Origin of the sequence: Psychrosphaera ytuae (assembly GCF_017638545.1) — a bacterium.
Lineage (GTDB): Bacteria > Pseudomonadota > Gammaproteobacteria > Enterobacterales > Alteromonadaceae > Psychrosphaera > Psychrosphaera ytuae.
The window spans coordinates 1,977,504-2,004,349 of sequence record NZ_CP072110.1; the positions used below are offsets into that span (position 1 = coordinate 1,977,504).

The following is a 26,846-nucleotide window of genomic DNA, read 5'->3' on the forward strand; positions in this document are numbered from 1 at the left end:
TGGCTGTTCTGCTTTGAGCGGCCAGGCGTTATTATTCAGCAAGTAAATATGCTACCGCTTTTTCTATTTTCTTTTCGTCTCCCGTTATAAAACCTCGGTGAACAAGCCGAATCACTCCTTTTTTGTCGATATAAAATGCCGTAGGCATTGCATTGATATTGGCTTTTTTTAATAACTTTTGATTATCCAATACAACGGGGTAACTAACAGGGTGTTTGTTAGCAAACTCTTTGCCTTTTTCCGGATTAAAATCAACGTTAACTGCAATAACTGTAAATCCTTGGTCTTTATAGCGTTTATAAATATCATCCAATAAAGGAAACGATTGAATACAGGGTTTGCACCAGCTCGCCCAAAAATCAAAATACACCACCTTACCTCGAAGGTCCGCTAAGTTAATTTCTCCTTCTCCGTTTAACAGTGGCAAAGTTAAATCTTCAATTGTGCTTCCTTGTTGCCAAGGATCTCCCTTAGCGTAAGAAAGTGTCGAGAAACTAAAAAAACCGACGAGCAGGCTAGTCAATGCGATGAGTTTGATAGGTAATGACATGGCTTTCCTTTATTATTTTTAAACCGTCGACTGTGTTCAACAATATGACCCTTTCGGCTCAAATTAAGTTTCACTGGTCATTTTTAAAATATTGACTCACGTGTAAACTACAATACTGATTTCCATTCTAAAAGTAAGCAAAAAACATGAAAACGATACTAACAAGTGTTGGCTTAGCAATCGCTGTCGCGTTCACAACTGGCTGTACTGAAAAGCAAGTTGAGCAACCAGTTGATGTTGAAGTCGAACAACCACGAATCAAAGCTCACTTAGAGTTTTTAGCGGACGACTTACTTGAGGGTCGTGATACAGGTAGTAAAGGCTACGAGCGTGCAGCGCTTTACGTGGCAACTGAATTTAAAAAAATGGGTTTAAAACCAGCGGGTGACGATGGCACGTATATGCAACAAGTTACTTTCCGCAAAGGCTTTTTGGACCAAAATAGCCCCAAAGCCGTGATCACCACTTCTGAAGGTGAAACTGAGATCAGCTACCCAAAACAGTTTTTAATGAGTGCAAACCTAGCAGAAACTGAGTCTAGCTTAACGGCTGAGACTGTATTTGTAGGCTACGGTATCGTGTCAGAAGAGTTTGGTCACAACGATTACGAGGGCTTAGACGTAGAAGGTAAGATCGTCGTTACATTACGTGGTCGCCCGGAAGCTTGGCCATCAGAAGAAGGCGCTCACTTAAACCGTGAGAAAAGCCGCTTTGCTGCTGAACATGGTGCTGTTGGGATGATTTCGCTTCACACACCAAAGCGCGAAGAAGTTCGCCCTTATACTACGGCATTAAACTATTTGAACGGCCCATCATTGCGCTGGGTTGATTCGGAAGGCAATCCGTTTGGTGGTTACGAAAACCTTAAAATGGGTGCCTACCTAAATATGGACGCAGCGAAAGTTTTATTCGCTGATGCGCCAGTGTCACTGGACGAAGTTTACAAGGCAGATACTGAAAATCAGCCGGTTAAGGGCTTTCCGTTAAACGCTACCGTTTCACTAGCATCAAAATCTAGTCATGAAGAAATCACTTCACCAAACGTAGTAGCAATTTTAGAAGGTTCTGATCCAAAGCTAAAAGATGAGTATGTCGTATTCACAGCTCACTTGGATCACATTGGATTATCTCGTGACGTTAGCAAAAAAGACCGTATTAACAATGGTGCAATGGATAATGCATCTGGTGTTTCTGTATTACTAGAGACTGCACGCGTGTTAAGTGAAGGTAAACCTTTGCGTCGTTCTGTGCTATTTACCGTTGTAACTGGTGAAGAAAAAGGCCTATTAGGTTCAAGCTACTACGCTAACAACCCAACGGTACCAGTTAATGACATGGTCGCTAACATTAATTTAGATATGCCTGTACTACTGTATGATTTTGCGGACATCATTGCCTTTGGTGCAAACCACAGTTCAATGGGTGACGCTGTAGAACGCGCAGCTGCAAAACACGACATTAAATTGAGTCCAGACCCTATGCCAGAACAAGCGATCTTCACTCGTTCTGATCACTACAACTTCGTTAAACAAGGTGTTCCATCTGTGTTCTTAATGACAGGTTTCACTTCTAAAACCGAAGGAGAAGACGGTGGAAAAGTTTGGGGTGAGTTCTTCGCGAAACACTACCACCAGCCGAGTGACTCTTTAGACTTACCTATCAATTACAATTCAGCTGAGCTGTTCACCGAAATCAATATCAGTATTGGTAAAGAAGTGGCAAATGCAGACCAACGTCCAACTTGGAATGCAGATAGTTTCTTTGGTAATACTTTTGGTAACAAAGATAAGTAATTAACATTCTCTGTGATTATGTGAAAGAGGCCTTCTGGCCTCTTTTTTTTGAGCCCCTGTATAGCAGTTGACCAAAACATTTTCCTCTGAAGCCCCTTAAAGAGTCACAAATGATAATAATTATCATTTACAACAAGTAAAATTAAGTCTATATTTTAAGCCAATAAGATTTGTCTTTACTTAGGAGCTAGTTGCAATGAGTCTTATCCATAGTGACTTGTATATACTACTAATGTTTGATTTAACTGTTTTCGTTGTATTAGCAGTGCTTGGTTACGTAATGCATAAGGTCTGGGTCAATAAGCCTTAGATTAGACACAAAAAAAGGAAGCCTAAGCTTCCTTTTTGTTCACCGAATCAGTTATTAAGCTGACTTAAGCTCAACCGTTGGTTCGTCAATATTAGTGATAAGTTCCATATCAAATGTGTACTCATCAACTGCAATCGCTAACTTACGTTTTTCGTTGTATTCCATTAGCTTGTTCGCTTCGTCTGCATCGATTACGTATGCAGCTAAAGACGCTTCTACTAATTCACCAAATGTAAGCTGCTTTTCAACTTTACCTGTGCGAAGTGCTTTCTTCATCTTGTCTAGAAGAGGTAACACGTCTAGTTTCGCTTTGTATGCGTCAGTCAGAACTGCAAAGCCGTCACGGCCTTTCATGCTCACAAGGTGAGTTAGTTCTTCTTTCGCACCGTCGTTACGTAACGTTGCTTCTGCAAGTGTCGTAATTAACTTGTCCGAGATCTTAGTGCGAGACATGAACGGAAGACCTAGTTTGATCTTCAATGTGTTCGCAACGAAACGATTAGGGAAGTTATCTACATATAAGTCTAACGCTTGCTCAGCTTGCATTAGAGCCCAACGCGTACCGTATTCAAAGTAAGGCTTAAGATCTTCACGATTTTCGCTTTGTAGGTAGAACTTAATGTTACCCATTGCCATGAACAAGTAGCTCAATACGTCACCTAAACGTGCAGAAAGCATTTCTTTACGCTTCAGGTCACCACCTAATACTAGTAAAGCGAAGTCCGCTTGTACTGCTAGAGCACTTGATAAACGCTTAACGCGTTTTTCAAATTGAGCAACAAGTTTGTCTGGGTTATTCGAGCTACCGACACCTGGGATATACGCTGTTGCTAAACCACGGAAGAAGTTTTTAATGCTGTAACCAATTGTCTTACGGAACAATGAGTTGAATTCAGCATCTGCATTTGCGTCTTCAGAGTGGATAGACGTAATTAAGTCTTGAACGTAAGGGTGACAACGCGTCGCACCTTGACCGAAGATCATAAGGTTACGAGTAAGAATGTTAGCACCTTCAACCGTAATACCGATTGGCGTTGCGAAGTATGCCGTTGCTAAAACGTTACCTGGACCCATTTGGATCGCTTTACCCGCTTGAACGTCCATCGCCGCTTCTAACGCATCACGACCCATTTCAGTCATGTGGTATTTAGCCATTGCTGTAACAACAGATGGTTTAAAGCCTAAATCTAGACCGTTCAATACAAGGTGACGCATTGCTTCTAGGTTGTACGTAAGACCACCGATCAAAGCTAATTGCTCTTGAATACCTTCGAACTTACCGATTGGCATACCAAACTGTTCGCGAATCGCAGCATATTCAGAAGTTGACTTGAGCGCAGCGTGACCTGTTGCACAACCGTTTGCTGGTAATGAAATACCACGGCCTGCACCAAGACAAGCTACAAGCATTTGCCAGCCGCGACCAACATTTTTAGCGCCACCGATAACGAAGTCTAATGGTACGAATACGTCAGTACCACGAGTTGTACCATTATAGAAGTTAACGCCTAGTGGATTATGACGGTTACCTGTTTGAACACCTTCGTAGTCAGCAGGAAGAAGTAAACAAGTAATACCTAAGTCTTTCTCTTTGCCCAAAAGACCTTCTGGGTCAAATACTTTAACTGCTAAACCAACTAATGTAGCAATTGGCGCAAGCGTGATATAACGCTTGTCCCAAGTTACGCTTAAACCAACCACTTCTTTACCGTCTACAACTTTCTTAGTTACGATAGCGCGGTCTGGTATACCACCAGCGTCAGAGCCAGCTTCAGGGCTTGTAAGTGCGAAACATGGAATGTCACGACCGTCTACTAAGCGCGGAAGGTAGTGATTTTTTTGTTCGTCTGTACCGTAGTGAGCAAGTAACTCACCTGGGCCTAATGAGTTAGGAACCATTACAGTCGTTGCAATAGGGTTACTCTTTGTAGAAATGCGAGCAACGATAGTTGAGCTTGCATAAGCACTGAACTCTAAACCACCAAACTCTTGAGGGATGATGAAAGAGAAAAACTTATTGTCTTTAAGGTGCTTCATCACGCGCTCAGGGATATGGTTGCTGTTGTGCACTTCCATATCGTCAAGCATTTCTAGAAGCTCTGCTAAAGGGCCGTCGATGAACGCTTGCTCGCGCTCAGTCAGTTTTGACGGTGCTGTTTGTAGCAAAGCATCGAAATCTGGTTTACCTTGATAAATCGAGGCTTCAATCCAAGTATCACCTGCGTCTAACGCTTCTTGTTCCGTACGAGAGATCTCCGGAAGAATTTTCTTGAATTTTGTTCTTAGGCTCATGTTTCGCCCCTCACTGTGTTGAATATAAATCCCAATTGACGCTACGAATCCGTGAGTGTAACCCTATAATTATAGTTCATTCACAGCGCAACTGGTACGATGTCTTACCAGTTTATTCATTTTCGTCAAAAAAGAAAGTCTAAATTGCATATTTTTTCTACACTTGGCATACGATGGCACCAAGAGGTCGGATCAGTTTAAAATAACTATACCTCGCTAAGTACAGGATTTTACGTCAAATTTATTTTGTGAGTTATACCTAATTACAACTTTATTGAAGAGATCTAAAAGGGGTAATTATGTCGCTATCGATCATTTTTAGTCGTGCCCGTGTGGGTATCACCTCGCCGTTAGTCACCATCGAAGTCCATTTATCCAATGGCTTGCCCTCCTTTGCCATTGTCGGATTGCCCGAAACGACAGTGAGAGAATCAAAAGACCGAGTACGAAGTGCGATCATTAATAGTGGTTTAGAATTTCCAAATAGGAAGATCACCATTAATCTTGCACCTGCTGATCTACCCAAAGAGGGAGGCCGATTTGATTTAGCCATCGCATTGGGTATCTTGGCTGCAAGTAAACAAATTCCAGATAAAAAACTTCACCAATACGAATTTTACGGCGAATTAGGGCTTAACGGTGATATCCGTAGCATCGTCGGTGAAATCCCGAGTGCCCTTGCCTGTGCGAAAGCCAACCGAATCTGTGTCCTGCCACCAGAAAATGCAAACAATGCATCTATTATAGAAAACAGCGAACTGAGGTCAGCCAACCACCTTATAAAGGTTATTGATCATTTCAAAAGCGACATAGAGTTACCGGCGCCAGAAGACTTGATTCATGTTGATGCAAGTAATGTCCAAAGCCAAGCTGATAAGGATTTTTCAATCACCGAGATACCCTCTTTCGATCTGTCTGATGTCATTGGACAGCCTATGGCAAAACGCGCTCTAGAACTCGCAGCGAGTGGACAACATAACTTGCTATTTCTTGGCCCACCCGGTACTGGTAAATCCATGTTGGCACAGCGTTTAGCTGGGTTATTGCCACCTCTCACAGACGAACAAGCCCTTGAATCAGCTGCAGTAAGGTCGATAAGTGGAGTGCCGTTTGATTATAAACATTGGAGAATAAGACCGTTTCGCGCACCACACCATACGACCTCAGCAACGGCTTTAACCGGAGGTGGAAGTATTCCAAAGCCTGGTGAGATCAGTCTTGCCCATCACGGAGTTTTGTTTCTCGATGAATTACCTGAGTTTTCTCGATATACGTTAGATGCCCTTCGTGAACCACTGGAATCAGGTTTGATCAATATAAGTCGGGCTAGGCATCAAGTGCAGTTTCCAGCTCAGTTTCAACTTATTGCTGCATTGAACCCAAGCCCGACAGGTCACCATAGTGATGGGCGTGCCACTGCAGACCAAATATTGAAGTATTTGAATAAGATTTCAGGACCCTTTTTAGACCGAATCGATATTCAGATCGAAGTTCCTGCGCTCCCTAAAGGTGCCCTAACAGACAATAAAAATGCAGAACAGCGAACAACAACTATTGAAGTAGCATCTCGCGTTGCAAAAGCGCGAGCCATAATGCTCAATCGCGCCGGAAAACCCAATGCTTTATTAACAAGTAAAGAAGTCGACCGAGATTGCTCCCTATCTAAAGCCGATCATCGCTTTTTAGAAGAAACAATTTTTAAATTAAATATGTCGATTAGGGCCTATCACAAGATTTTAAAAGTCGCTCGTACTATCGCCGATTTAGAACAGGCAACATCCATTACGCGAGCTCACCTGTCAGAAGCCCTAAGCTACAGAGCCATGGATCGATTACTCAAACATCTTTCTTTTTAATACGTCGCTTTTTCGTCTTCTATTGGCGAATAATCTAATTGAACCTCAACTCTTTTAACACCCGTAAGCTGTCTAAGAAGTTTGTAATTCAACAGTAAATTTTCACTACTTTTAGGGGTTAATTGGTATGTCGCCTTCGCGATATTTCTGACTGTATAACTATCTTTAATAACACTTTGATCAAAAGTATCTTGGTCTGTAACCACTACCAAGTCACCAGTAACTCTGGCTTTTTCAAACATAGTTAAATCAGTAACAATATCACCTTTGACCAAGGTGGTTTTTGTCGCTTCAAACTTACCGCCATTCATCATCAACACGATTGATTGTCCAGGTAACTGTTTAATTTGATGTGCAGGGTCTTTTTTAACCTCAAGAGACGTTTCATTTTTGGTGATTTTTGTATCGTTAGCATCTTTATTTTCAGACTGTTGCTCAAGGGAAACCTTTTCCTTGATGTCGTCATTTTGCAACTCAGTTTTTTTAGAGCAACCAGTAAGTGAAAAAGTTAAGCCTAAAATCAATACGTTCACTGCGGTATTCTTGTTCATCTTATGCTTTTCGTCCCTATAAATATCAACTTTGTTATAACGCCATAAGTTACCCTGTATTAGATAACTCTAAATAAAATACATTTGTAACAATTTATGACAATGTAATTTTTTTTCATTTTTTAATATTTAAAAACAATGACTTATAAAACCCAAATATAATGGGCAAATTTTACCCAACATTGGTAGTTGCAAAAAGGTCCAGTTTCAGATTAGTTTGTGTTCAGCTGTATTTAAATTAAAAAGATAAAACATATACAGTGAACCTAAATAGGAAAGAAGAGTTTTATCAACGACAACAACAAGGAAAAATGATGGTAAATTTTAAGATTGCCGGAGTCTCCGCTGCTGTATCTATGATACTAGCCAGTGCCGCTTCTCATGCCGCACCTGAAGCTATTCAAACTGCACCTATCAAAAGTGTAAAGTCTCAATCAGCCGCTTCTGGTAGCTATGACGCTGCAGTACAACAAGCATTAGCTGCAAAACCAACTAAAACTGGTCTTAAGAGCCACTTTGATGCTCAGCTTGGTAAAGCTACGTTTTTATGGGCACCAAAATCAATGGCTGCGCCAGATTTCACAGGTATTTTGCCTGAGCAACGTGCAGCTCATGCAAGCGATTTCTACCTAAACGCACTACTTGGTTCATCTGCACTTAAGGGCGCGAGCCAAGTTAAACTTGCTAATCTTCACGACGAAGGTAAAGGCACTCGTATTGCCAAGTACAAGCAAGAAATTATGGGTGTTGAGGTATTCAACCGCGAATTCAACATCATGTTAGATGAAGAATTTAGCCTAGTTGCCGCATCTGGTTTCTTAGCACGTAATCAACTACCTGCAGGTCAACTTGCTCCTGCTATGGACTTCGGTTCTGCTGAAGTTGCGCTACGTGCAGCTATTTCTGAATTGACAGAAGGCCAACTAAACGCTGAACTTCAATTATCTAAAGAACAAGGTAAGTACTCTGTATTTACGGCTAAAGGTGAAACAGAAGCTTTATCTTTAGGCAAAGAAGCACGTGCTAAAAAAGTTTACTTCGATGGTAAAAAAGGTCTGATTCCTTCTTACTACGTAGAAGTAGAAATGACTGAAGAAGACGGCGTGAGCACAGAATTGTTCTCATACGTAATCAGTGGTCAAGACGGCAGTGTATTATCTAAGCACAGCTTAACTGTAGATGACTCTGTGTTCCACTACCGCGCATACGCGAGAGAAGACAAAGTACCAATGCAAGGTCCTCACGGTAAAGTAGTACCTCAGTTAGAGCCTGGCAACGATCCTACTGAAATTTTAGAAGCTCCTCTTGTTTCTATTTCTTCAATGCCTTCTTTGAGCACACAAGATCCATGGTTACCTGAAGATGCCGAATTTACTCTTGGTAACAACGCATTTGCATACGCAGATATCGTTGCTCCAGGTGGTTACTCTGACGGTGACTTCACTGCAGAGCTAACTTCTGCGAAAACGTTTGACTATCCACTGTCAGATGAAGTCCGCTCAAACAACATCAAGAATCGTAAAGCTGCAATTGTAAACTTGTTCTACATGACCAACTACTTACACGATTACTACTATGATTACGGTTTTGACGAAGCGTCAGGTAACGCGCAGATTTCAAACTACGGCCGTGGTGGTTTAGAAAACGATCCACTATTACTAGAAGCACAAGACTTCTCAGGTAAGAACAACGCAAACATGTCAACACCGGCTGACGGTGGTGCACCACGTATGCAGCAATACTTGTGGACTGACAAAGATGCAACAGTAGGTGAAGACTGGGGTACGGTTGTTACTAACGTTGATGGTCTTGACCTATTACCAACTAGCCAAGTTGCTTCGTTTGGTGCACAACAATACGACGTTACAGCTTCACTAGCTCGTATTGACGACGGTACTGATACAACAACTGATGGCTGTGAAATGGCAACAAATGCTGCTGAATTAGCAGGTAAAATCGCAGTTGTTGACCGCGGTGGTTGTGCATTTACAGTTAAAGCCCTAAACGCACAAGATGCAGGTGCAGTTGGTGTTCTTGTTGTTAACAACACAGACGACGGCACTCCAGCTCCTATGGGTGGCACGGACAGCTTTGTACGTATTCCTGCGCAAGGTCTAAGCTTTGCAGATGGTGCAAGCTTATATGCTGAAATCGACGCAGACGTTGATGTTGAAGTTAACATGTTTAGCTCTTACCCACTTAAAGACTCTACGTTCGACAACGCGATTATTGCGCACGAATTTGGTCACTACATGCAAAACCGTCTAATCGGTAATGCAAGTGGTTTGACTAACTTCCAAGGCCGTTCAATGGGTGAAGGTTGGTCAGACGTTCACGCATTATTATTCGTAACTGACGAAGCAGACTTACAACTTGAAGGTAACGAAGAGTTTGGTCTGGGCTATGGTGTAGGCACGTTCGTCGCAGACTTCTTCTACGGTATCCGTCGTGCGCCATATACAACTGATATGGAAGTTAACCCATACACATTCGCACACATTGAAACAGGTGCAGGTCCAGTAGGCTTCCCTGCAACAAGCAACGCATCACCACATGGTGCTGGTGAGATTTGGGCAGTTGCTTTATGGGAATTCTATGTTGCATTGATCAATGAGCATGGTTTCGCTGAAGCGAAAGACCGTATGTCTCGTTACGTAGTTGAAGGTTACAAGATGACTCCTGTAACTCCAACTTACACAGAAGCTCGTGACGCTATTTTCGCAGCAGCCTCTGCAAACGATGATTTAGAAATCGCAATCACAGCGTTTGCTAAGCGTGGTATGGGTCTTGGTGCTATCTCTCCTAATCGTTTCGACAACAACCATACTGGTGTAGTTGAAAGCTTTGAAACTGAGTTGGCCTCTTACAATGCAGTATCTGTAAACTTCAATCCAGACTTCGATGGTGCAGAAGTTGGTTTCTGTACAGCCGATGGCGTACTAGACATCGGTGAAACAGGTACTATCTCTGTAACTGTCTCTAACGTTGGTAACGAAGTACTTGAAAATGTTAAAGCGGTTATCTCAGTAGTAGGCGATGCAGATGTAACTATCGAGAACGACGGTGAAATCGTATTCGAAACTCTAAACCCATTCACTCGTGAAACAAGTGCAGAGTTGAAAGTAACTGTTAATGACGCTGCAGTAGCAGATGACATTGAGTTTGTTGTTACTTTCCCTGAAGCTGTTGAAAACGACGCAATTGTAGAAGCGGAAGACATTACGCTTAATGCGACACTTAACTATGATTTCGAAAAAGTAGCACCAGTTAACTTCGTTTCTATGGATGACATGGAAGACGAAAGTACTTTTGCTGACTTAACAGTAAACATCATGGACGGTGGCGACAATGCCAAAGGCTTAGCGTACTTCGATACGGTTAACACTCCATTCTTCAACAGTTTGGTTGCAGCAGATTTAGGCTCTCAAGTATTACGTATGTCTGACTTCGCTGGTATCACTGATGTTGCTTATGAAACAGCGGAATTTGAAATCGGCTACGCTGGTTCATTCCAAGTTTCTTTCTGGCACGCATACTGGATGGAAGCTGACTGGGACGGCGGTGTTGTCGAAATCAGTGTTAACGGCAGTGCGTGGAAAGACGTTACTGAGTTTGGCGGCTACTTCATGGTAAATGGTTATAACAACTACCTTGACGAAGACGTGCAAGACCAGCCTTTAGCAGGTCGTATGGTATTCTCTGGTCAAGACTTTGCACCAGCGTCTGCAAACGGCGGTATCGAAGTCATCGACTTTGGTGAGGCACTAAACGGTAACATGGCGAAACTTCGCTTCCGTATCGCAACGGATAGTGCAGTAAACTACTACGGTTGGTGGATCGATAACCTAACACTAAGTAATGTTGCATCTCCAGTTCACTCAGAAGTTGTTTCTGGTGTAACAGGTTCTTGTGACAATACTGCACCTCAAATTCTTGCAGCGACTGAAGCAGTTACTGTAAATGAAGGTGAAGCAGTAACTCTAAGTGTTGAAGTTCAAGACCGTAACGCAGTTAACGCATTCACTTACGAGTGGGTACAAACAAGCGGTGCAGAAGTGTCTATGAGCGGTGCAGACTCTGCAACTATGACATTTACAGCACCTCAAGTTTCAGCTACCAATAACTTCACATTTGAAGTGACGGTGTCTGATGGCGTTGATTCGGTTAAATCAACAAGCGTAGTAACAGTAGCTAATGTTCCTAAGCCTGTTGTACCTGCTCCAACAGATGATGAAAGCGGTAGCTTTGGTTGGTTGGCATTATTGCTTACTCCATTTGCACTATTAAGAAGACGTATGAAGCGTTAATTCGTAGATTACCAATCTTAACCAAAAAACCCTGATTGTTTTCAATCAGGGTTTTTTATTATCTAGCACTTTAAATATTTGGTAGATCTATGGTTTGTAGGTTAAATCCGTTTTTGCGACTCTAACCAACGATGGCAATCCGCCAACATAGTTTCTAGAGGAATAGTATTTTGATAGCCTAATTCTTTTACCGCTTTATCACTCTTAGCCACTACTCTACTAGTAACCATTTTTGCTTTTTCTGGCGTCATATTAGGCTCTTTACGGGTCAAAAACGACCAAGCATTAGAAACCGCAGCCACAAGCTTTAGTAAGGACGTTGTGATTTCTTTTCGATATAACGGCCTATCTAATAGTTTCGCAATTTTATTTACTACCTCTAGAAATGAATGGTCGACTCCCGCCAAAATATAATTGTGACCGGTCCGCCCTTTTGTAACTGCCGTTATATGTGCATCAACAACCGCTTCGACATGGCAATAACTACCTTCGCTTTTGGGGATGCCTGGTAGCTGGTTATGTTTAACCAAATGAAATAATTGCGCCCAATTGTGCTTGTCGTAAGGACCCATAATGGCACATGGATTGAGTATGACTGCATCTAAGCCTTGCTGTGCGACCGCATGTTTGACCATTTGTTCACCCAAAAACTTGGTACGAAGGTAATTAACGCCCGAGTTCATCGCTGTACTAGGTGAAGCTTCATCTATTACTTCGTCATGAAAACCAAAAGCAGAAATACTCGAGGTGTGTATAAGACGACTCACCTTATTATTTAACACAGCATCGATGACGTTTTCTGTTCCCGTCACATTTACGAGATGTTGACGCTCATTATTGGCAAACCATAGGTTTGTATCTCCTGCTAAATGAAATACAACATCCGCATTGCTTTTGCTAACAGCCAGATCGACATCTTGCGGATCAGTGATTTGCCCCAGGTGCCATTCTATCGGAATATCTTTCAGGTCTTCACAATCGGAGTCAGGTCTTCGAATCGCACTTATTTGCCAACCCAATTGGTGTAATTTTCTAATCAAATTAATGCCCAGAAAACCCGTTGCCCCTGTTACAAATGCTTTCACTTAATCATACTCCGAGTTTGTTTTATGGTTATTTATGGATTGGCAGAAGTGATATGTTGTTCCGAATCAATCGCCTCTCGAATAAGCGTGATTAATTTATGTTTATCGGCGACCTCTTTGTCGCCAAGTGCACTAGGCCAATTGCCGTTTATCGCTATAACTAAACCTCTTTCGCGGTCAATAATAATGCCCTGACCAAATATCCCCTTTGCTTCAAAGCTACCATCGCGGTTAACCCACCATTGATAGCCATACCACTCTGAATCCGAATCTGTGGCAACATGAGCAGTCGTTGCAGACTCGACCCACCCCTCACTTACGACTTGCTTTCCATCTCGCCTTGCCCCTTCTAAAATAAACTGACCAAAACGCAAAAAATCTCTAGTTGTCGCTTGAATACAACAGCCTCCAATTTCACTGCCTGTATCGCCTAAAACCCAAGAAGCGTCAGACTCTGCGCCTATTGATGACCATATTGTCTCTGACAGATATTCGGCAAGGGGTTTATTTACGGCTTTTCGCACCACAAGACCAATCAAATTCGTCTCACCTGTACTATATCGCCAAAATGTACCTGGCGGCTTATCTCGCTTGAGCTTGCGCATATAACTGGCCGTAACATCCAAACCATCTTCTGCTTGGTGAAAGTTAAACTTAGATACGTCCGAATTTGGGTCCAGGTAATCTTCATTCCAGGCCACACCTGAGGTCATCGTGATCAATTGCTTGATAGTAACTTGGTCATAGGCACTGCCTTTCATTGAAGTGACATAGTCAGTGACTTTGTCGTCCAAGCTTTTGATATAACCATCCTTTAGTGCAGCCCCAACTAAAGTAGACGTGAATGATTTAGCGACAGAAAAGCTAGTCCATTTACTATGTGCATCCGAGTCCAATCCATATCGCTCAAAACGCAACTTTCCTTGATGAAGTACTAGCATTGCGCCTATGCGTTGCGAGGTAAATAACGCATCAAAATCTGGCCCAAGCGGTAATGGATTACCCTTGGGTAGTGGCCTGACATCCTCGCCTTTTTTGATATTATTTTTAGGCACCACTGGTAATTTATCAATTGATTGAAACCCTGCATCTCGCTGCTCCTGAGTCCAAAACAGCACATTGAGATTATTCGGCGGGTTTAAAATCAAATATCTAACGTGCTTATCTAAAGAAAGCCAAACCACACTTAGTGCGATCACCAAAGCTCCGGTTATCCATTTCCACATAATATTGCCCTATATTTACAACGTTATTTGAGATAATACTCTCAATATTTCTAATCGTAATTTAGCACAACGGTCTATTTATTAGCCAACGGTTGGAGGTACTCGAGGCATAAAAATTTGTAACCAAATATGCCCCTTTTAACCCCGAGGTTTTATACCAATAACTTTATCCATTTTTATTTATACTCGTTCGATGGACCAAAGTAGTGCGATGAGCGCAATACCCAAAGAGCCTGATGGCATTGCCCACTTTCGATACCAGTTAAATCGCTTGATAGTAATTAAGACCGGAATCGCGATGGCAAGTATCGCAAGTTGTCCTAATTCGACACCGAGATTAAAGGCCAAAACGCTGAGAACCGTATAGTCTTGTGAAAGCCCAAGATCACCAAGTACACTCGCAAACCCCATGCCATGCAATAGTCCAAAAGCAAACGTAATCCAGCCAAGTCTCAGGACCAGAGGCCATATGTTATTTAATGCCGCTAATAACACAGATATAGCAATGCCAATTTCAACCCATTGGATATTTGGACTCAAAAAGTCTAATGCGGTCGCCGTTAGGGTAATAGAGTGCGCAATCGTGAAAGCCGTCACAATCCACGCTGTTTGAATAAATATTTGTTCGTTAGAACTGTTTTCACACCATTGTCCTGACTTGCGGGTCAATACGCAGGTCAACAACAAAGCAACCAAAAATAAGATATGGTCTAAGCCCTTCCAAATATGCAATACACCTTGATAACTGAACTCTACAAACGTCGCTAGATAACTTGTAGATTTGAGGTCAAACTCAAACACCGACTGTTTTACCGAGTATACAAAAGGCTGACCATTTATGGATGCAATGGCTTTGTGATTTGGATTAACCGCAAACAAAGCTTGGTATTCGATAAAAATCGCACCGTTTGCAAAACAATTAAGCTCGATAGGCATCACCAAATATGGCTGATTGAATCGCTCGGTCATTTTTAAATTGCCCGTTAGAGATATCGTACACTGATTACCCTTTTGTTTAGCCAACACTGAGGTCACCACGTAAGCATCTAAATTCACTTTTTGAGCAAGGACTTCCCGCCAGGTAATATCGCCATCATTGTTTTGGTCAAAATCGATATTGTACTCCAGATCTGCAATCTCAATTTGCCAGGAACCTGTGAATACATTTGGGTTATTTGGTAGCGAATTCAGCTCTATGTAGGCCGTGCTAAGTTGATGTGCGGCGACGTTCGAACTTAAAAGGCATAAGCCCATAAACCCACAAAACATCAAGATTGAAACCAGTTTTTTGAAAATTAGTATTGTTTTCATTCACCTGACTCCTTGCTAATTGTTTTCAAAATCACATTATTCGAGTCTGATTTATCTTCGTATGTGGTTGAATAATTGGGGTAAGACGCATTTACTCGTTGTAGTAACAAACGGTCCTGATCAAGCTTGGCTTGCTGCCAGTTGATTTCTGCCCAATAACGGGCTTTTTCTTTGTTGTTGGTAAGCTCTAAGTAATACAAAGCCAAGTCACTGGCATGAAACGAGTCTTGACGTTGTTCACGAAGCTGGACTCTGGCTTGCATACGGGATTGCCAAGTTTGCGACTTATCGACTTTTGCTTCCGCTATAGCTAGTCTCAATAACAAGGCATCTTCTAAGTCACTGTGTTCTCTCACTAATTGAGGTACTACAGTTAATACCTCATGAAAATTGTCTAAAGCTAACTGTGCATCCGACCACAATACCACAAGGCTGACAGGCGCAGAGGTTAAATCAATATCACGTAAATAGTGTAAGGTTTGTTCTGGTTGATTAGTACGCAGTGCAAGCTCTGCCAAAACATGTCTAGAATTAAAGGATAAAGGCTTATTTGCTGTTATGCGCTTCAAACCATTAAAACTTTTTTGAGCATTGCCAGTATGACTTTCGGCGTCAATAGCGCAGGTGGCTGCGACTTCTAGACTTGCTACACCTAAAAGCATTAAACAAAGGCGTTTAGCTTTGGCAAACTCACCTTTTGTCATGTATAAGTTAGCAGCAAGTAAATATGAATTAACGTCAATTTGTTCAGGCTCCGGAGCTAGCTCTAAGACCGCTAATGCGCCATCAAATGCATGCTCTTTTTGCAGAACTTTAGCGTAAAGATATCGAACTTCGGTAGATGTATTTGTTTGAAATGCTTTACTAAGAGTCTTTTTTAGAAGGCCCATGTTTGCCTCTGAATTACCAACTGTCGCGCTGCTATTAAGTAATTCTGAAATCTGTGCTAAGTCTAATTCGTGTTGTGATTTGTAAAGCGCGGCACTTTGGGATGTTTTGGCAATAACATCATCAAGTGCAGGTACGCTACTCGTTTTCTCAGAAGTACTGTCGGACAATGTAAATTTCGCCGATACGCAGGTCACTGTAAAAAATACAAATACAGGGATCAGATGATAAAATTTCATAATAAACTCCTTATAATAGCCTTCCTTGGCAAGTGAAAGCAGTCCCTGTTAGTTGTTGTCTACCAAATCACTAAAGTCGATTTGAGCTTCAGTGTTGGTAAAAACTCGGCCATTGATTCTGAGTGGCTCATCATCAGCATTTTGTTCAAACGCTTGGCGAGAATAGGACGCAAAACTAACCTCAAGCTGTTCAATGGTTATCTCAACCTTTGCAACTACGCTCTGATTAACACCATCACTAACTGCAAATTCAAATGCATCTGTCCCTGTAGTTTCAAGGTTAGGCTCGTAACGATAAGTACCATCTGCATTAAGCGTCAACTGACCGATGGTTGGCTCAGAAACCACTGAGTAAGTCAGTGAGTCACCTTCAGGATCACTCGCCATTAGTGAACTCTCGATTGCCACTTCTGTTTGAGTTATGACCATTGCATCACTGACAATTGGTGCTTTGTTCACCTTAGGCATTTTGTAGTTGTCGCCACCACACGCACTTAAAGTAAGGGAGGCAACGAGTGCTAAAATGAACGGTTTGGCTCTGGGGCGTAAACTTCTAATCATGTTCGTATTCATAACCGTCTCCTTATTTTGAACCCGCAAGTGGTGTTGCTAAGTAAGGGAAAGCGTCGTTCATCATGGATGCATTGATAGGAGCACCATCAGTAAATGGAACTGTACCTACGCTGGCATCTTCTGGTGCACATAAACCTAAGTCAGTGTCAGTTCCATTTACTGGGATTGGATGACACAAACGCCCCATAACAACGCGCAGAGCGATATCTACTACATCATCACCCGGACGGCGTCCATTTGGAAAACCAGCTAAATCATTGCCTGCTACACCAAATGACGACTGTTCTGACTGTGCAGTTGCTGCAATTTGAGTATTTAAACGAAGCATTTCGGACGGTGTTACCGTTGCCAGTTGGTTTACGCCTTCAAAGCCAGTTAAAAATGCCGTGACCAAATCCACTCTTGGAAAGTTCGTTGGTGCTAACGTTTCGAGTTCTGTGCCTAACGTGTCGTTTACGGCATCTTTAAATAAGATGTTTAATAGTTCTGGAAGCGATGGGTGCGTTACGTAATCTGCAAATTGACCATCACCTGAAGGCATAGATGTTGAAAAAGTGTCTTTGTCTTTTAAGCCAATAACTAGTTCGTTCACTAGTGGGTTGCCCAAACGAGACACTTGGGTCATCGCACCGCCATTAACCGATGCTTTAGCAAATTTTGCGTTAGGGTTAAGGATTCGAGCTTGTGGCAAACTCGCTGTTGTCCATGTACCAATCGTGCCGTTGCCGTTTCCAGTGACACAATCTTTGGGCACTTCAATAGCAATAGACGTGACATTTTTATCTGCAAGGTCATCATTATCTGCGGCTTGTGTAATACCTCCGGGAAACCCCTCGCCATCACCAGCACCTGGCGCACTATCACCCTCAACCGGTACATAATTAACTAAATCAAAAGTCTTACCTAGATTCACCACAAACGGATCTTTACGCTGACCGACAAATACTTTTGCCATACCTTCACAGCTCGGCAGAGCTACCTGATAGACAAATTGATCGGCATATTGTTGATAGCTTTGCGCATCAGTAAAGGTTTTGTTACCGACATAATCCAGAGGCTTTTGGAACTCAGTTGAGTTGCTCATCGAGTTCATGACCATGGTTTTGGTGCCTGTGCGAGGGTCCCCCTCAATAACTGTCAGTGTATATGACTCCATAAAGTTAACCGCAGCGTTATTGCCTGCAGCGACACCACCAATATTTTTAAGTGGAACCGCAACGGTGCGCTGATTGCCCTCTGGGCCAATCGTTAATGCTACGCCTTCGTTGTCGTTTGGTAACATACTTTTGAAATCAAACGAAAACGTCAGATCGGCCAATGCATCTCCGTCGCTATCTACGTGAATTTGATAAATGGCGTCCGGGTCCATCGCAAAGTAATTAGGACCGCCGTACGCGTCTTGTAATGGAATGTAATTAGCGATCATCGTGACATATTCGCCACGGCCTTCTTCGTAACTGTTAAATGCATAAAAGTCGGTAGAATCTAAGGTCGGAAAACGACTAATATTGGGTGCTTCTCTGTGACTTGATGCTTGGCTTTGTGAATTAATTAGAGTCGAACTGACGACCAGTGCGATTAGAGTTGGAGTTAATATTTTCATGACTATGCCTTTTTATTTTAGAAAGTCATAAATAAAAACGCGCGAGTCTTTATAGTGGATGCAGAAAATTTGAAATAAATTCTATTTAATTTAAAAACAACGATTAATTCATTAACAAAAAAGCCGCAACCATAGTCTTGGTGCGGCTTTTATTTAAAGAAATAATATTGGATTATTTTATAGTTTTACAAAACCGCCAACTTTGTGGTGTATAAAACATCGGTCGGCAATCCAGTTTGTGAGCCACCTAAAGGCTCCAAACTAACAGCTAATACTGCAATTTTGTCTACATCGAATAGTTGGTTTTTGGCCAATTCAACACGACCAGACTTAGGTAACAAACCTAGTGAAATCGGATTGTCTTGCCCTTCAATGATCATCCATAACTCATAGTCTTTATTTGGTTCCGGAACTAATGCCTTGGTTGCGAGGATAGATAATTTTTGTTCTGTTACATCAATGAACCACAACGGAGCATCTTTATCATTATGGAACACCGCCACTTGTTGCACTGTTGACCTCATATCTGGTGGAGTAACAGGTTGTAAAACCAAAAACGCTAAAACCAAACAAGCAGCTGTCGCGAACATCGTTAACAACTTCCACATAGTCTTCGACGTCGATGAGGAATCTGGTGCTTTTTGTTGTTTAGATTGAGCGTCAGCAAAGCTAAATACGGTATCGTCTTGACCACCAATAGACTGATTGATTCGCGACCAAACATCCGGACTTGGGACAACAGGCTGAATCGAGCTAGCTAAATTATTCATTTGTTGCTCCCATTTCCATGTTGCTTCTCGTGCCGCACTCATTGTTAACATTAGCCTAGTATAACGGTCTCGCGCCTTACCCTGTAAGGTACCAACAACATATTCAGCGGCCAACATATCGAGTAGTTTTTCACTGTTGTAATTCATATCGCCAAACACCTCTGTAATTGTTGAAGTCCACGTCTTATCCAGCTTTTAACTGTGCCTAATGGCGACGAAACATGTTTGACAAGCTCTAAATGGGACAAACCTTTGTAATACGCCAAATGAATCGTTTGACGCTGTTGTTCGTCTAACTGTCCCATACAGTCGACTATCTTAGTATTTTCGACGTATGAAACATCAATGCCAGCAAGGCCCTCGCTTAACTCTGTTAAACTTTCCAGCCCTTCGTGAGACTCAAAACCGCCTTCACCTGAGCTTTCATAAGACTGTTCTCGGCGAACCTTGTTGTGACGCAAGATATCCAAACTACGATAACGAACAATACTGATCATCCACGACATCACCTGTCCTTTTGATGCTTGGTATTCACTTGCGTTATGCCAAATTTTTACATAGGCGTCTTGCAGCGCCTCCTCAGCTTGAGCACGATTGCCCAACATTTTTAAGCTTATTGCAAATAGTTTACCGCTGGTTTTTTCGTACAGGGTTGCAAAAGAGCGCTTGCTGCCTTGTGCGGTACTGACTAGTAACGGCAATAAAATCTCGTTATCCATAAATTATCCAGTTAAACCTTTTCTAATTTTTTATCATCGTCGTCAAAGTAACGATCATAACTCGATTGTGGATGCAGCTTTTTATAGCTTCATTAAATTACCTTAGCGAAAAAAGGGCTAATAGCAATTTGTTTGGGGTCATTAACAGGAAAGTAGTCAATTGTTTAGATATGCGCGCATAACAAAATTTGTGCACCAAAATTTCAGAGATTGTGTACTTGTTTTGATCTAACGGTAACAAGGTGGCGACAGTTTTACAGAATTGGCGTATTTTGAATGGCGCTCCCGGCAGGAATCGAACCTGCGACTCATCCTCCGGAGGGACGCGTGATATCCACTTCACCACGGGAGCGTGCTCGCCATAATACCCGCTAAGGTGATGGACGTCTACATAAGGGCTTGATGGGTGGTGTTTTTTTACTCGTAAAAAATTGTTTAAAAATAGCACCGTAATAGGTAGCATGAAATTTATAAAAACGACTATATTTAATTGATAAACAAATTCTTTATTTAGGAGTGGGCCATGTCTTTAATGACAGTAAATCAAGTAGCAGACTTTTTGGGTGTAAAAGACGTTCGAGTTATTCGCTTAGAGCGTGAGCATTTATTGCGAGCTGCGGATAAAGACGCGGAAGGTAACCCGCTATTTGATAAAACCGACGTTGAGAAGTATAAAGAAATCGCTGAGCGTCTAGGCGGCATCTAATCTGTATAGCTGATACTCACCTAATCAAACCGATTAAGCTGAGTATAATCGTACGATTTCTTTAATCGCAGGTACTAACCTTCGATACGTAGCTGTGGGTTGATGATTTGATTCGGCCCATTCTTTCGCTACTAACCAATAACAAACCATCCAAGCCCACGCAGTTTCCAGCTGTTCGGGAGGTACGATCCCGCCATTTAGTCGATAAGACTCCAACAATTCCTCAAACTTGGCTATCAGAGTGGATCCTGTCGTTTCTAAGTCAAATTCGGTGAGCTCGATGGCTACCATACCCAAATCCCATAACGGGTTACCTATACTGACATATTCAAAATCGATAAACCCAACGACGTATTCTTGTTCTTTTGAATTATGCACGGTACGACTCAACATTATATTTGCCGGTGTGAGATCACCATGTAATAAAACGTGAGGCGCTTGCACGTCAGATTCAATACTATCCGCAATGACGTTAAACATGACTTGCCCCCCTCGCGTAAAATATTTATTGCAGAGTTGCTCTAGCTCTAACGGATTGAGCAATCCCCCTAATAAATGAGGCAATTTATGTTGTATAGGCACCGCATCAAATCCACGCTGGTGAAATTGAGCCAAACCAAGTGTCAGAATGTTTATGTCACGGGGACTCTCCAAACTTAGTGGATTTGACGCACTCAGCTCTTCTAATAAGACCCAGTTTTGACTAGACACACTCAGGTGACTGACAATTTGTGAAAACACAAATGCTTCTTGAGTATCAGATGTAGACATCAAGCACTGAAGCACTAGCAACTCAGCAGCAGAAACTTGTTTTAAGTATAGATTTACCCCAGAAAAACAAGACGTCACCTTTGGTATGTCGGTTGTCTTACGTATTTTACAGAGATAAACCGGATTTCTCGCATTTGTCACAGGCTCAACAGCAACGACGCCCTCTTCCGATAACCATCGATGTAGAGCCTGAGTGGTTGTTTCCTCAAGAGAAGTTAAGGGACTGCGATCAAGCCAGTTGTCTATCACACTCTGCCTCACCATCAGGATTTGAACTAGATAAATTCCGATGTTCTAAACGCCATATCCTATAACCTTGCACGGCTAAAACGGTATACAAGACAAACAAAGCTGCCGTAGGTAAGTATTGCATCTCGATGTAGAGATAAATTGAGGCCAGATCAATGACTACCCAGTACAGCCAATTTTCGAGTACTTTTTGGGTCACTAGATACGTTGTTACAACCGCAAAACAAGTCGTAAATGAGTCCAGATACGCCATTTCGGCATGGCTGAAAGTATCTAAGACATAACCTGAGATCAGACTAATAACGGATGTCACGACAATAATTGAAAGGTGACGATTTAAAGACCAGCTTGTAATTGTTTTGGTTGGCTGTTTATTCAAATCCTGGTTAACATTTACAGACTGGCCACGCCACTGCCACCAGCCAAAAATAGCCATCGCCAAATAATAAAGGTTGAGTGCACTTTCCATCAACAGCGCACCTTGCCAGAACAATAATGTATACACTAAGGTGCTGACGAACGCTGCCGCCCAACACCAAATGTTTTGTTTCATTGCAAGAATGAGATACAAAAGACCAAAGACAACGCCGACGTATTCCCACCCCGACATAGCCTCAAACCCGTTTAACAACTGTTCTAACATAGTGCGCCTTTGACTCTATTCAGCCGATTTTATTGACCGTACTTTTCAGTTAAGTCACCTGGGATAAACTTACAAACAAAGACACTAGTACCGTGTTTTTCAAAGCTGGTTTTTAGCTCTTTGTTCAACACATTCATCACAGTGTCGTAATCACCAAACAGCTGAGTGCTCATTAGGTTGGTGACAACTCGAATACCAGAATGGGTGTTAACTCTGTCAATAAAATCCTGAATGGCTGACACGTAGTCAGCCTCGGTTAGTGGGTATTTACTTATTTCAACACTTACTTTCATAATGTTTATCAACCACTCGTTTAAAACAGGACATCAACACGTAAACCAATCACTCTTGGCTCACCTAATTGTTCCCATGTTTTTGCGGTGTAGCCATCTCTTGGGTCGTTACCAAAATAGAAGCCTCGTACTCCGTAGTCCTGATCAGTTAAGTTACGTGCCCAAAGTGTCACATCAAAGAAGTCGCCTTGATAGGTGATAGACGTATTCACTAGGTTTACCTTGTCAGCCTCTTGGTCGTGACTAAATGAATAAAAATAGCCATCACGACCATTTAATGTGGCATGCCATTTAATACGATCGGCTATTTGCCAATTAAAGCCTAACTGATATTGATAACTTGGGGCATGGGCTTGCTCACGACCATCAATACTTACTCTCACGTCTTCCCAAGTAATAGGGTCGGTCTCTAAGCGATACATATTATCGACTTGAGAACTCAACCAAGAAAAGCCAGCCAACACTTCAAAATCACCAGTCGCTTGCCATTGTAAGTTGGACTCCAAACCATAGTTACTGCCACTTGGCGCGTTAGAAATATAACCAACAAAGATCGGCTGCTCGTTGCTATTCACCACCTCTTTGTCATTAGTAAACCACTGCTTTACCTGCATATCATGACGGCTTGAATAGAATAAAACTGAGCTCGCTTTAAGGCCTTGTTTACGATTGTAATAACGTGTGCCCAATTCGATGTTATTTAAAATTTCTGGCTCAAAACTGCCACTGTTTAATAAATCTTGATTAAAACGCTCAAGCCCCGGCTCACCGACCCGAGCAAGTGCTTCACCATTTACCCCGCCTGATTTAAAGCCTCGGCTCAAACGTACATAATGCACAGTCGACTTAGAAGCCTGCTTAGTTGCCGTTAAATGGCCACCAATCATTGTTTCTGACGTGTCATTGCTAACAGCATTACTGTCCGTGTATTCACCTTTATTGTTTTCGATACGAACACCAGCCGACAACGTTATGTCTTTTGCCAAGGTATAACGATGCTCACCGTACAACGCGATGTTGTCTTGCTCATATTGGCTGGCAAAGTCTTCTGACAACCAAGTATATTGACGTGTTAGATCGACATCACGCTGTTGTATATACAGGCCGCCTACCCATTGGTTTTGTTTGTCACTTACTCGGATGTCAAACTGGTCTGCAGAGCGGTCTCTCAAATAGTAATCCGTAGAGGAATATTCGTCTGGATGAATTCCAACATATGCCCAGTCTTCGTCGTATCCGTACTCCATATCTGAATTTGATACGCTCGTTGCCACACCTATATTTACCGATTCATAGCCGGTGAACTTTGCATTTAAACCAAATGCCGTAGTTTTTTGTGTATCACGGCCTGGCTCATCGGATAGCGTTGTACGGTTTTGATCAAGAGAAAACGCATCGTAGCCATTATCTATATCAAAATGGTGTAAAACCAACTGTAAATCTAAATCTTTAGTAGCAGCAATATCGACGAGTGCACGCATCGACAATTCGTCAATATTATTGGTGTCATCACGATTTAAGTGAGTATTTTCGATGTAACCATCTGCACTTAGCTTACTAATAGCAACACGGGCTGCAGCCTTCTTAGAGATGTTAGTGCCCGCTGCCAAGCCCACATTGAACAGACCGTAATTACCTACTTCAACACGAAGCTTATTGTTGGCGTTTGATGACGGCTGAGTACTAAGGATGTTAACAAAGCCAGCCATTGCATTAGCACCGGCGTTTGTTCCTTGAGGACCTTTGAATACTTCGACCTGCTCTACGTCAAACAAACCTGCAGCAGTACCAATTCCGGAGTAATCGATACCATCAATGCTCATACCTACTGATGGATTAATCGGATCGACAAATTGACTGCGTTCACCAATACCACGAACCTGAATAAAGCGAGCACGAGAAGCACCAGATGCAAAGTTTACGTTACCGAGTTGTTGTAGCACCGATTCTAAATGGCTAGCACCTGATTTTTCTAATGCTTCTGTCGTCAAAACCTGGAGAGAGTTTGCTATTTTGTTAGCGGGGGTTTTGATTAGTTCGCCCTTTACTTCAATAGTTTCGATGTCTGAATTGCTGTTTTTTTCTTTGGCAGCAACAACTGAAAACGGTGTCGCTAAAACGGATAGCGTAGCTAACGCAACGATAGATAGTTTCATTTGAGGATCTCTTGTTATTAAAGTTCACAAAAGATCCGGTCGTAAGCGAGGAGTCTGGATAAATTACAACCATCCCTACGCCGGTACAAGCCGGATCAGGTTCTAAGGGTTCGCATAGCGTCTCAGTGTCTGGTTTTAAAAATTAAAGCCGACACACCCCTTGGTGTTTTAAAAGCAACCTTTCTTACAACGGGTTACTTTCTTTGTACAAATTTTTCGCGGCTATTCTATCCAAAACACAACCCGAAATAAATAATTGATGGATATTGGAAAAAGCCGCCTGTGTAGACAGTAATTATTTCTGTACGACCAGGCCCGCCGGTCGAGTCATACTAACATGTGGAATACCGTCTTCTAGGTACATATCAGAGCAAGTACTAAACCCTAAACTTTGATAAAAGTTTTGGAGGTGCTCTTGGGCAGATATTTTACAAATAGAGTTTGGCCAAAGATCATTGGTTTGTTGCAGCGCAAACTTCATCATTTCATATGCTTTTTTCTGCCCTCGAAAAGCCTCATCAATTACCACGCGTCCAATTGCAGAACATTGCTCATAGACAAGGCCCGGAGCCAATATTCGGCATGTTCCTACTAACTGCTCACCTGCATACCCAAACACATGAAATACGCCTGGTAACACATCTAGACCATCAATGTCTGAATAAACGCAGTTTTGCTCTACCACAAACACATCACTGCGCACTTTTAACATATCGTGGAGTTGGCGTGCCGTTAAAGATGAAAAAGGCTGAATTTGCCACGCGATGGACTCTGATGACATTTACAAATACCTCCAAAGAAAAAAGCTGATTGGTTTTATCTATCGACTATCAAACCACGTTTACCGCAAAAATAATAGAATGGCTTGGTTTTTCAACATCAGAAGAGTATCCTCCGCACCGATAGTCACTGAACTGGGTAATGAACATGCATAGCAATTTCAACATGTCTTTTTTAGCGTCATTCTTTTTTTGTTTGACCCTGTTATTTGCATTAACAACACCTGTTGTCAGTGCTCAAGATGCAAAGGGTAAAGTGCCTGAACTTGAGTGGTCTGACTTAGTGCCTAAGGACTATCAAGTTGAAATTCCAACTTCTATTGAACACATAGGTCAGGCAATGGCCGGCCCACAATCGATAAATGCACCGGTCGTGGAAGAACTCGACGGCAAAACAATTAAGATCCCTGGTTTTGTTGTACCGCTAGAAGGCGACGACGAAGTAGTCACTGAGTTTTTGTTGGTTCCATATTTTGGCGCATGTGTCCATGTACCACCGCCGCCATCTAATCAAATCATTCACGTAACTATGGAAAAAGGCGCACCCGCTTCAGCGTTTTATGACCCAATTTGGATCACAGGTACCATTTCGACTGAGACTTGGAAAGGCGATTTAGCGCAAGTAGGTTACAAGATGAAAGGGTTAGAAGTCGCCCCTTACGACGACTTTTAAATAACGTAAATTAAGTTAGTTACGAGTTTGTCGGATCACTTCATTTTCTAAGTCGACGTAATGTGCCTCAATGGTTCGACAGACTACTCGCATATTGTATGCAGAGATCTTTTCGTTAAAGACTTTGTGTTTACAAAACTCTTGATAAAACTCGTATAACTCAACAGGAGAAGCAGTGATCGCCTTAACGTACTCTTCTTCTCTTGGTTTAAATGTATCGAACTGACCTGCAAGCTCGTCATATACCTTCTTAGAGGTTTGACCGCGTGAGTATTCGCTTTCAACAAGCTGACCAATCAAGGTCGCTAAGTCGGTTCGAATTTTATTTACTTGTGGATGGTCAACTGTCAAAAGCGAGATGACCACGAGTAAAAAAATAAGGAATTTCATTATTACTCCAATTTTGAACTTCCATCGTAAGGCCCTTTAATTCGAGAGCTACAATGTCAAAAACGTTGATTAACTTTGAAATGTTATGAACCAGATCAAAGTTACCGCAACTT

22 protein-coding genes, 1 tRNA gene and 1 riboswitch are annotated in these 26,846 nt (G+C 42.1%); of the genes, 5 read left to right on the forward strand and 18 right to left on the reverse strand.

The window, feature by feature from the left end; translation table 11 throughout:
• Nucleotides 1-31: 31 nt before the first annotated feature.
• Nucleotides 32-550: a TlpA family protein disulfide reductase gene (locus J1N51_RS08890; RefSeq protein WP_208830511.1), complete on the reverse strand. Its 519-nt coding sequence runs from the start codon at nt 548-550 to the stop codon at nt 32-34.
• 146 nt (nt 551-696) lie between these two features.
• On the opposite strand from J1N51_RS08890, the gene J1N51_RS08895 reads away from it, so the two are divergent.
• Nucleotides 697-2,343: a M28 family peptidase gene (locus J1N51_RS08895; protein ID WP_208830513.1), complete on the forward strand. Its 1,647-nt coding sequence runs from the start codon at nt 697-699 to the stop codon at nt 2,341-2,343.
• A gap of 364 nt (nt 2,344-2,707) precedes the next feature.
• Here J1N51_RS08895 and J1N51_RS08900 read toward each other — a convergent pair whose 3' ends face one another.
• Nucleotides 2,708-4,945, reverse strand: coding sequence for an acyl-CoA dehydrogenase (locus J1N51_RS08900; protein WP_208830515.1), 2,238 nt, complete (start codon nt 4,943-4,945; stop codon nt 2,708-2,710).
• Between the two features lie 299 nt (nt 4,946-5,244).
• On the opposite strand from J1N51_RS08900, the gene J1N51_RS08905 reads away from it, so the two are divergent.
• Complete coding sequence (locus J1N51_RS08905) at nt 5,245-6,801, forward strand: YifB family Mg chelatase-like AAA ATPase (RefSeq protein ID WP_208830517.1); 1,557 nt, start codon at nt 5,245-5,247, stop codon at nt 6,799-6,801.
• Here the strand turns inward: J1N51_RS08905 and J1N51_RS08910 are convergent.
• Nucleotides 6,798-7,352: a hypothetical protein gene (locus tag J1N51_RS08910; protein WP_208830519.1), complete on the reverse strand. Its 555-nt coding sequence runs from the start codon at nt 7,350-7,352 to the stop codon at nt 6,798-6,800. The two genes, J1N51_RS08905 and J1N51_RS08910, sit on opposite strands and share 4 nt — an antisense overlap.
• Nucleotides 7,353-7,666: 314 nt before the next feature.
• Between J1N51_RS08910 and J1N51_RS08915 the strand changes: the two genes are divergently transcribed.
• The gene (locus J1N51_RS08915; RefSeq protein WP_208830528.1) at nt 7,667-11,659 is read left to right on the forward strand and encodes a rhombosortase-dependent M36 family metallopeptidase; all 3,993 of its coding nucleotides are present in this window, start codon (nt 7,667-7,669) and stop codon (nt 11,657-11,659) included.
• A 101-nt stretch (nt 11,660-11,760) separates the two neighbouring features.
• Here J1N51_RS08915 and J1N51_RS08920 read toward each other — a convergent pair whose 3' ends face one another.
• The 9 genes from J1N51_RS08920 to J1N51_RS08960 form a co-directional block, all read right to left on the reverse strand.
• Nucleotides 11,761-12,744, reverse strand: coding sequence for an NAD-dependent epimerase/dehydratase family protein (locus J1N51_RS08920; protein WP_208830530.1), 984 nt, complete (start codon nt 12,742-12,744; stop codon nt 11,761-11,763).
• Nucleotides 12,745-12,776: 32 nt separating this feature from the next.
• Entirely contained in the window at nt 12,777-13,970 is a 1,194-nt protein-coding gene (locus J1N51_RS08925) for a serine hydrolase domain-containing protein (RefSeq protein ID WP_208830532.1), read from the reverse strand.
• A 180-nt stretch (nt 13,971-14,150) separates the two neighbouring features.
• Nucleotides 14,151-15,281, reverse strand: a complete 1,131-nt coding sequence (locus J1N51_RS08930; protein WP_332874926.1) for a HupE/UreJ family protein — start codon at nt 15,279-15,281, stop codon at nt 14,151-14,153.
• Nucleotides 15,278-16,408, reverse strand: a complete 1,131-nt coding sequence (locus J1N51_RS08935; RefSeq protein WP_208830534.1) for a tetratricopeptide repeat protein — start codon at nt 16,406-16,408, stop codon at nt 15,278-15,280. The genes J1N51_RS08930 and J1N51_RS08935 overlap by 4 nt, the downstream gene beginning before the upstream one ends.
• A 48-nt stretch (nt 16,409-16,456) precedes the next feature.
• Nucleotides 16,457-16,981, reverse strand: a complete 525-nt coding sequence (locus J1N51_RS08940) for an Ig-like domain-containing protein (RefSeq protein ID WP_232842774.1) — start codon at nt 16,979-16,981, stop codon at nt 16,457-16,459.
• A 10-nt stretch (nt 16,982-16,991) separates the two neighbouring features.
• Nucleotides 16,992-18,584, reverse strand: a complete 1,593-nt coding sequence (locus J1N51_RS08945) for a DUF4331 domain-containing protein (RefSeq protein WP_208830536.1) — start codon at nt 18,582-18,584, stop codon at nt 16,992-16,994.
• 185 nt (nt 18,585-18,769) lie between these two features.
• Nucleotides 18,770-19,501, reverse strand: a complete 732-nt coding sequence (locus tag J1N51_RS08950; RefSeq protein WP_208830538.1) for an anti-sigma factor — start codon at nt 19,499-19,501, stop codon at nt 18,770-18,772.
• On the reverse strand, nt 19,498-20,073 hold the full coding sequence (locus tag J1N51_RS08955; RefSeq protein ID WP_208830540.1) for a sigma-70 family RNA polymerase sigma factor: 576 nt from the start codon (nt 20,071-20,073) through the stop codon (nt 19,498-19,500). Before J1N51_RS08955 ends, J1N51_RS08950 begins: the two co-directional genes overlap by 4 nt.
• Nucleotides 20,074-20,350: 277 nt before the next feature.
• Nucleotides 20,351-20,425: transfer RNA gene (locus J1N51_RS08960), tRNA-Arg, on the reverse strand.
• Nucleotides 20,426-20,596: 171 nt separating this feature from the next.
• On the opposite strand from J1N51_RS08960, the gene J1N51_RS08965 reads away from it, so the two are divergent.
• Nucleotides 20,597-20,779 carry a MerR family transcriptional regulator gene (locus J1N51_RS08965; protein ID WP_208830542.1) on the forward strand — a complete coding sequence of 61 codons (183 nt, stop codon included), beginning with the start codon at nt 20,597-20,599 and terminating at the stop codon, nt 20,777-20,779.
• A 33-nt stretch (nt 20,780-20,812) separates the two neighbouring features.
• Here the strand turns inward: J1N51_RS08965 and J1N51_RS08970 are convergent, their stop codons facing one another.
• The 5 genes from J1N51_RS08970 to J1N51_RS08990 all read right to left on the reverse strand — a co-directional run bounded on the left by J1N51_RS08970 (nt 20,813) and on the right by J1N51_RS08990 (nt 25,672).
• Nucleotides 20,813-21,799 (reverse strand): aminoglycoside phosphotransferase family protein, encoded by a 987-nt coding sequence (locus J1N51_RS08970; protein ID WP_208830544.1) that lies wholly within the window; start codon nt 21,797-21,799, stop codon nt 20,813-20,815.
• Nucleotides 21,780-22,442, reverse strand: coding sequence for a nicotinamide riboside transporter PnuC (gene pnuC, locus J1N51_RS08975; RefSeq protein WP_208830546.1), 663 nt, complete (start codon nt 22,440-22,442; stop codon nt 21,780-21,782). Before pnuC ends, J1N51_RS08970 begins: the two co-directional genes overlap by 20 nt.
• 29 nt (nt 22,443-22,471) lie before the next feature.
• A complete protein-coding gene (locus J1N51_RS08980) occupies nt 22,472-22,735 on the reverse strand; it encodes a YkoF family thiamine/hydroxymethylpyrimidine-binding protein (protein ID WP_208830548.1) in 264 nt (87 codons plus the stop codon).
• 20 nt (nt 22,736-22,755) lie between these two features.
• Nucleotides 22,756-24,891: a TonB-dependent receptor gene (locus J1N51_RS08985; RefSeq protein ID WP_208830550.1), complete on the reverse strand. Its 2,136-nt coding sequence runs from the start codon at nt 24,889-24,891 to the stop codon at nt 22,756-22,758.
• A gap of 55 nt (nt 24,892-24,946) precedes the next feature.
• A riboswitch (TPP riboswitch) is annotated at nt 24,947-25,062 on the reverse strand.
• 124 nt (nt 25,063-25,186) lie between these two features.
• Nucleotides 25,187-25,672 (reverse strand): GNAT family N-acetyltransferase, encoded by a 486-nt coding sequence (locus tag J1N51_RS08990; RefSeq protein WP_208830552.1) that lies wholly within the window; start codon nt 25,670-25,672, stop codon nt 25,187-25,189.
• Between the two features lie 146 nt (nt 25,673-25,818).
• Here J1N51_RS08990 and J1N51_RS08995 point away from each other — a divergent pair, with 146 nt between their 5' ends.
• A complete protein-coding gene (locus tag J1N51_RS08995) occupies nt 25,819-26,343 on the forward strand; it encodes a DUF3299 domain-containing protein (protein ID WP_232842775.1) in 525 nt (174 codons plus the stop codon).
• A gap of 15 nt (nt 26,344-26,358) precedes the next feature.
• On the opposite strand, the gene J1N51_RS09000 is transcribed toward J1N51_RS08995, so the two are convergent.
• Complete coding sequence (locus J1N51_RS09000; protein WP_208830560.1) at nt 26,359-26,733, reverse strand: hypothetical protein; 375 nt, start codon at nt 26,731-26,733, stop codon at nt 26,359-26,361.
• Nucleotides 26,734-26,846: the final 113 nt, after the last annotated feature.

Bases quoted from the DNA above. Each gene is read 5' to 3' on its own strand.
- J1N51_RS08890 (WP_208830511.1), bottom strand. From the start codon at position 550: ATGTCATTACCTATCAAACTCATCGCATTGACTAGCCTGCTCGTCGGT.
- J1N51_RS08895 (WP_208830513.1), top strand. From the start codon at position 697: ATGAAAACGATACTAACAAGTGTTGGCTTAGCAATCGCTGTCGCGTTC.
- J1N51_RS08900 (WP_208830515.1), bottom strand. From the start codon at position 4,945: ATGAGCCTAAGAACAAAATTCAAGAAAATTCTTCCGGAGATCTCTCGT.
- J1N51_RS08905 (WP_208830517.1), top strand. From the start codon at position 5,245: ATGTCGCTATCGATCATTTTTAGTCGTGCCCGTGTGGGTATCACCTCG.
- J1N51_RS08910 (WP_208830519.1), bottom strand. From the start codon at position 7,352: ATGAACAAGAATACCGCAGTGAACGTATTGATTTTAGGCTTAACTTTT.
- J1N51_RS08915 (WP_208830528.1), top strand. From the start codon at position 7,667: ATGGTAAATTTTAAGATTGCCGGAGTCTCCGCTGCTGTATCTATGATA.
- J1N51_RS08925 (WP_208830532.1), bottom strand. From the start codon at position 13,970: ATGTGGAAATGGATAACCGGAGCTTTGGTGATCGCACTAAGTGTGGTT.
- J1N51_RS08930 (WP_332874926.1), bottom strand. From the start codon at position 15,281: ATGAAAACAATACTAATTTTCAAAAAACTGGTTTCAATCTTGATGTTT.
- J1N51_RS08935 (WP_208830534.1), bottom strand. From the start codon at position 16,408: ATGAAATTTTATCATCTGATCCCTGTATTTGTATTTTTTACAGTGACC.
- J1N51_RS08940 (WP_232842774.1), bottom strand. From the start codon at position 16,981: ATGAATACGAACATGATTAGAAGTTTACGCCCCAGAGCCAAACCGTTC.
- J1N51_RS08945 (WP_208830536.1), bottom strand. From the start codon at position 18,584: ATGAAAATATTAACTCCAACTCTAATCGCACTGGTCGTCAGTTCGACT.
- J1N51_RS08950 (WP_208830538.1), bottom strand. From the start codon at position 19,501: ATGAATTACAACAGTGAAAAACTACTCGATATGTTGGCCGCTGAATAT.
- J1N51_RS08955 (WP_208830540.1), bottom strand. From the start codon at position 20,073: ATGGATAACGAGATTTTATTGCCGTTACTAGTCAGTACCGCACAAGGC.
- J1N51_RS08965 (WP_208830542.1), top strand. From the start codon at position 20,597: ATGTCTTTAATGACAGTAAATCAAGTAGCAGACTTTTTGGGTGTAAAA.
- pnuC (WP_208830546.1), bottom strand. From the start codon at position 22,442: ATGTTAGAACAGTTGTTAAACGGGTTTGAGGCTATGTCGGGGTGGGAA.
- J1N51_RS08980 (WP_208830548.1), bottom strand. From the start codon at position 22,735: ATGAAAGTAAGTGTTGAAATAAGTAAATACCCACTAACCGAGGCTGAC.
- J1N51_RS08985 (WP_208830550.1), bottom strand. From the start codon at position 24,891: ATGAAACTATCTATCGTTGCGTTAGCTACGCTATCCGTTTTAGCGACA.
- J1N51_RS08990 (WP_208830552.1), bottom strand. From the start codon at position 25,672: ATGTCATCAGAGTCCATCGCGTGGCAAATTCAGCCTTTTTCATCTTTA.
- J1N51_RS08995 (WP_232842775.1), top strand. From the start codon at position 25,819: ATGCATAGCAATTTCAACATGTCTTTTTTAGCGTCATTCTTTTTTTGT.
- J1N51_RS09000 (WP_208830560.1), bottom strand. From the start codon at position 26,733: ATGAAATTCCTTATTTTTTTACTCGTGGTCATCTCGCTTTTGACAGTT.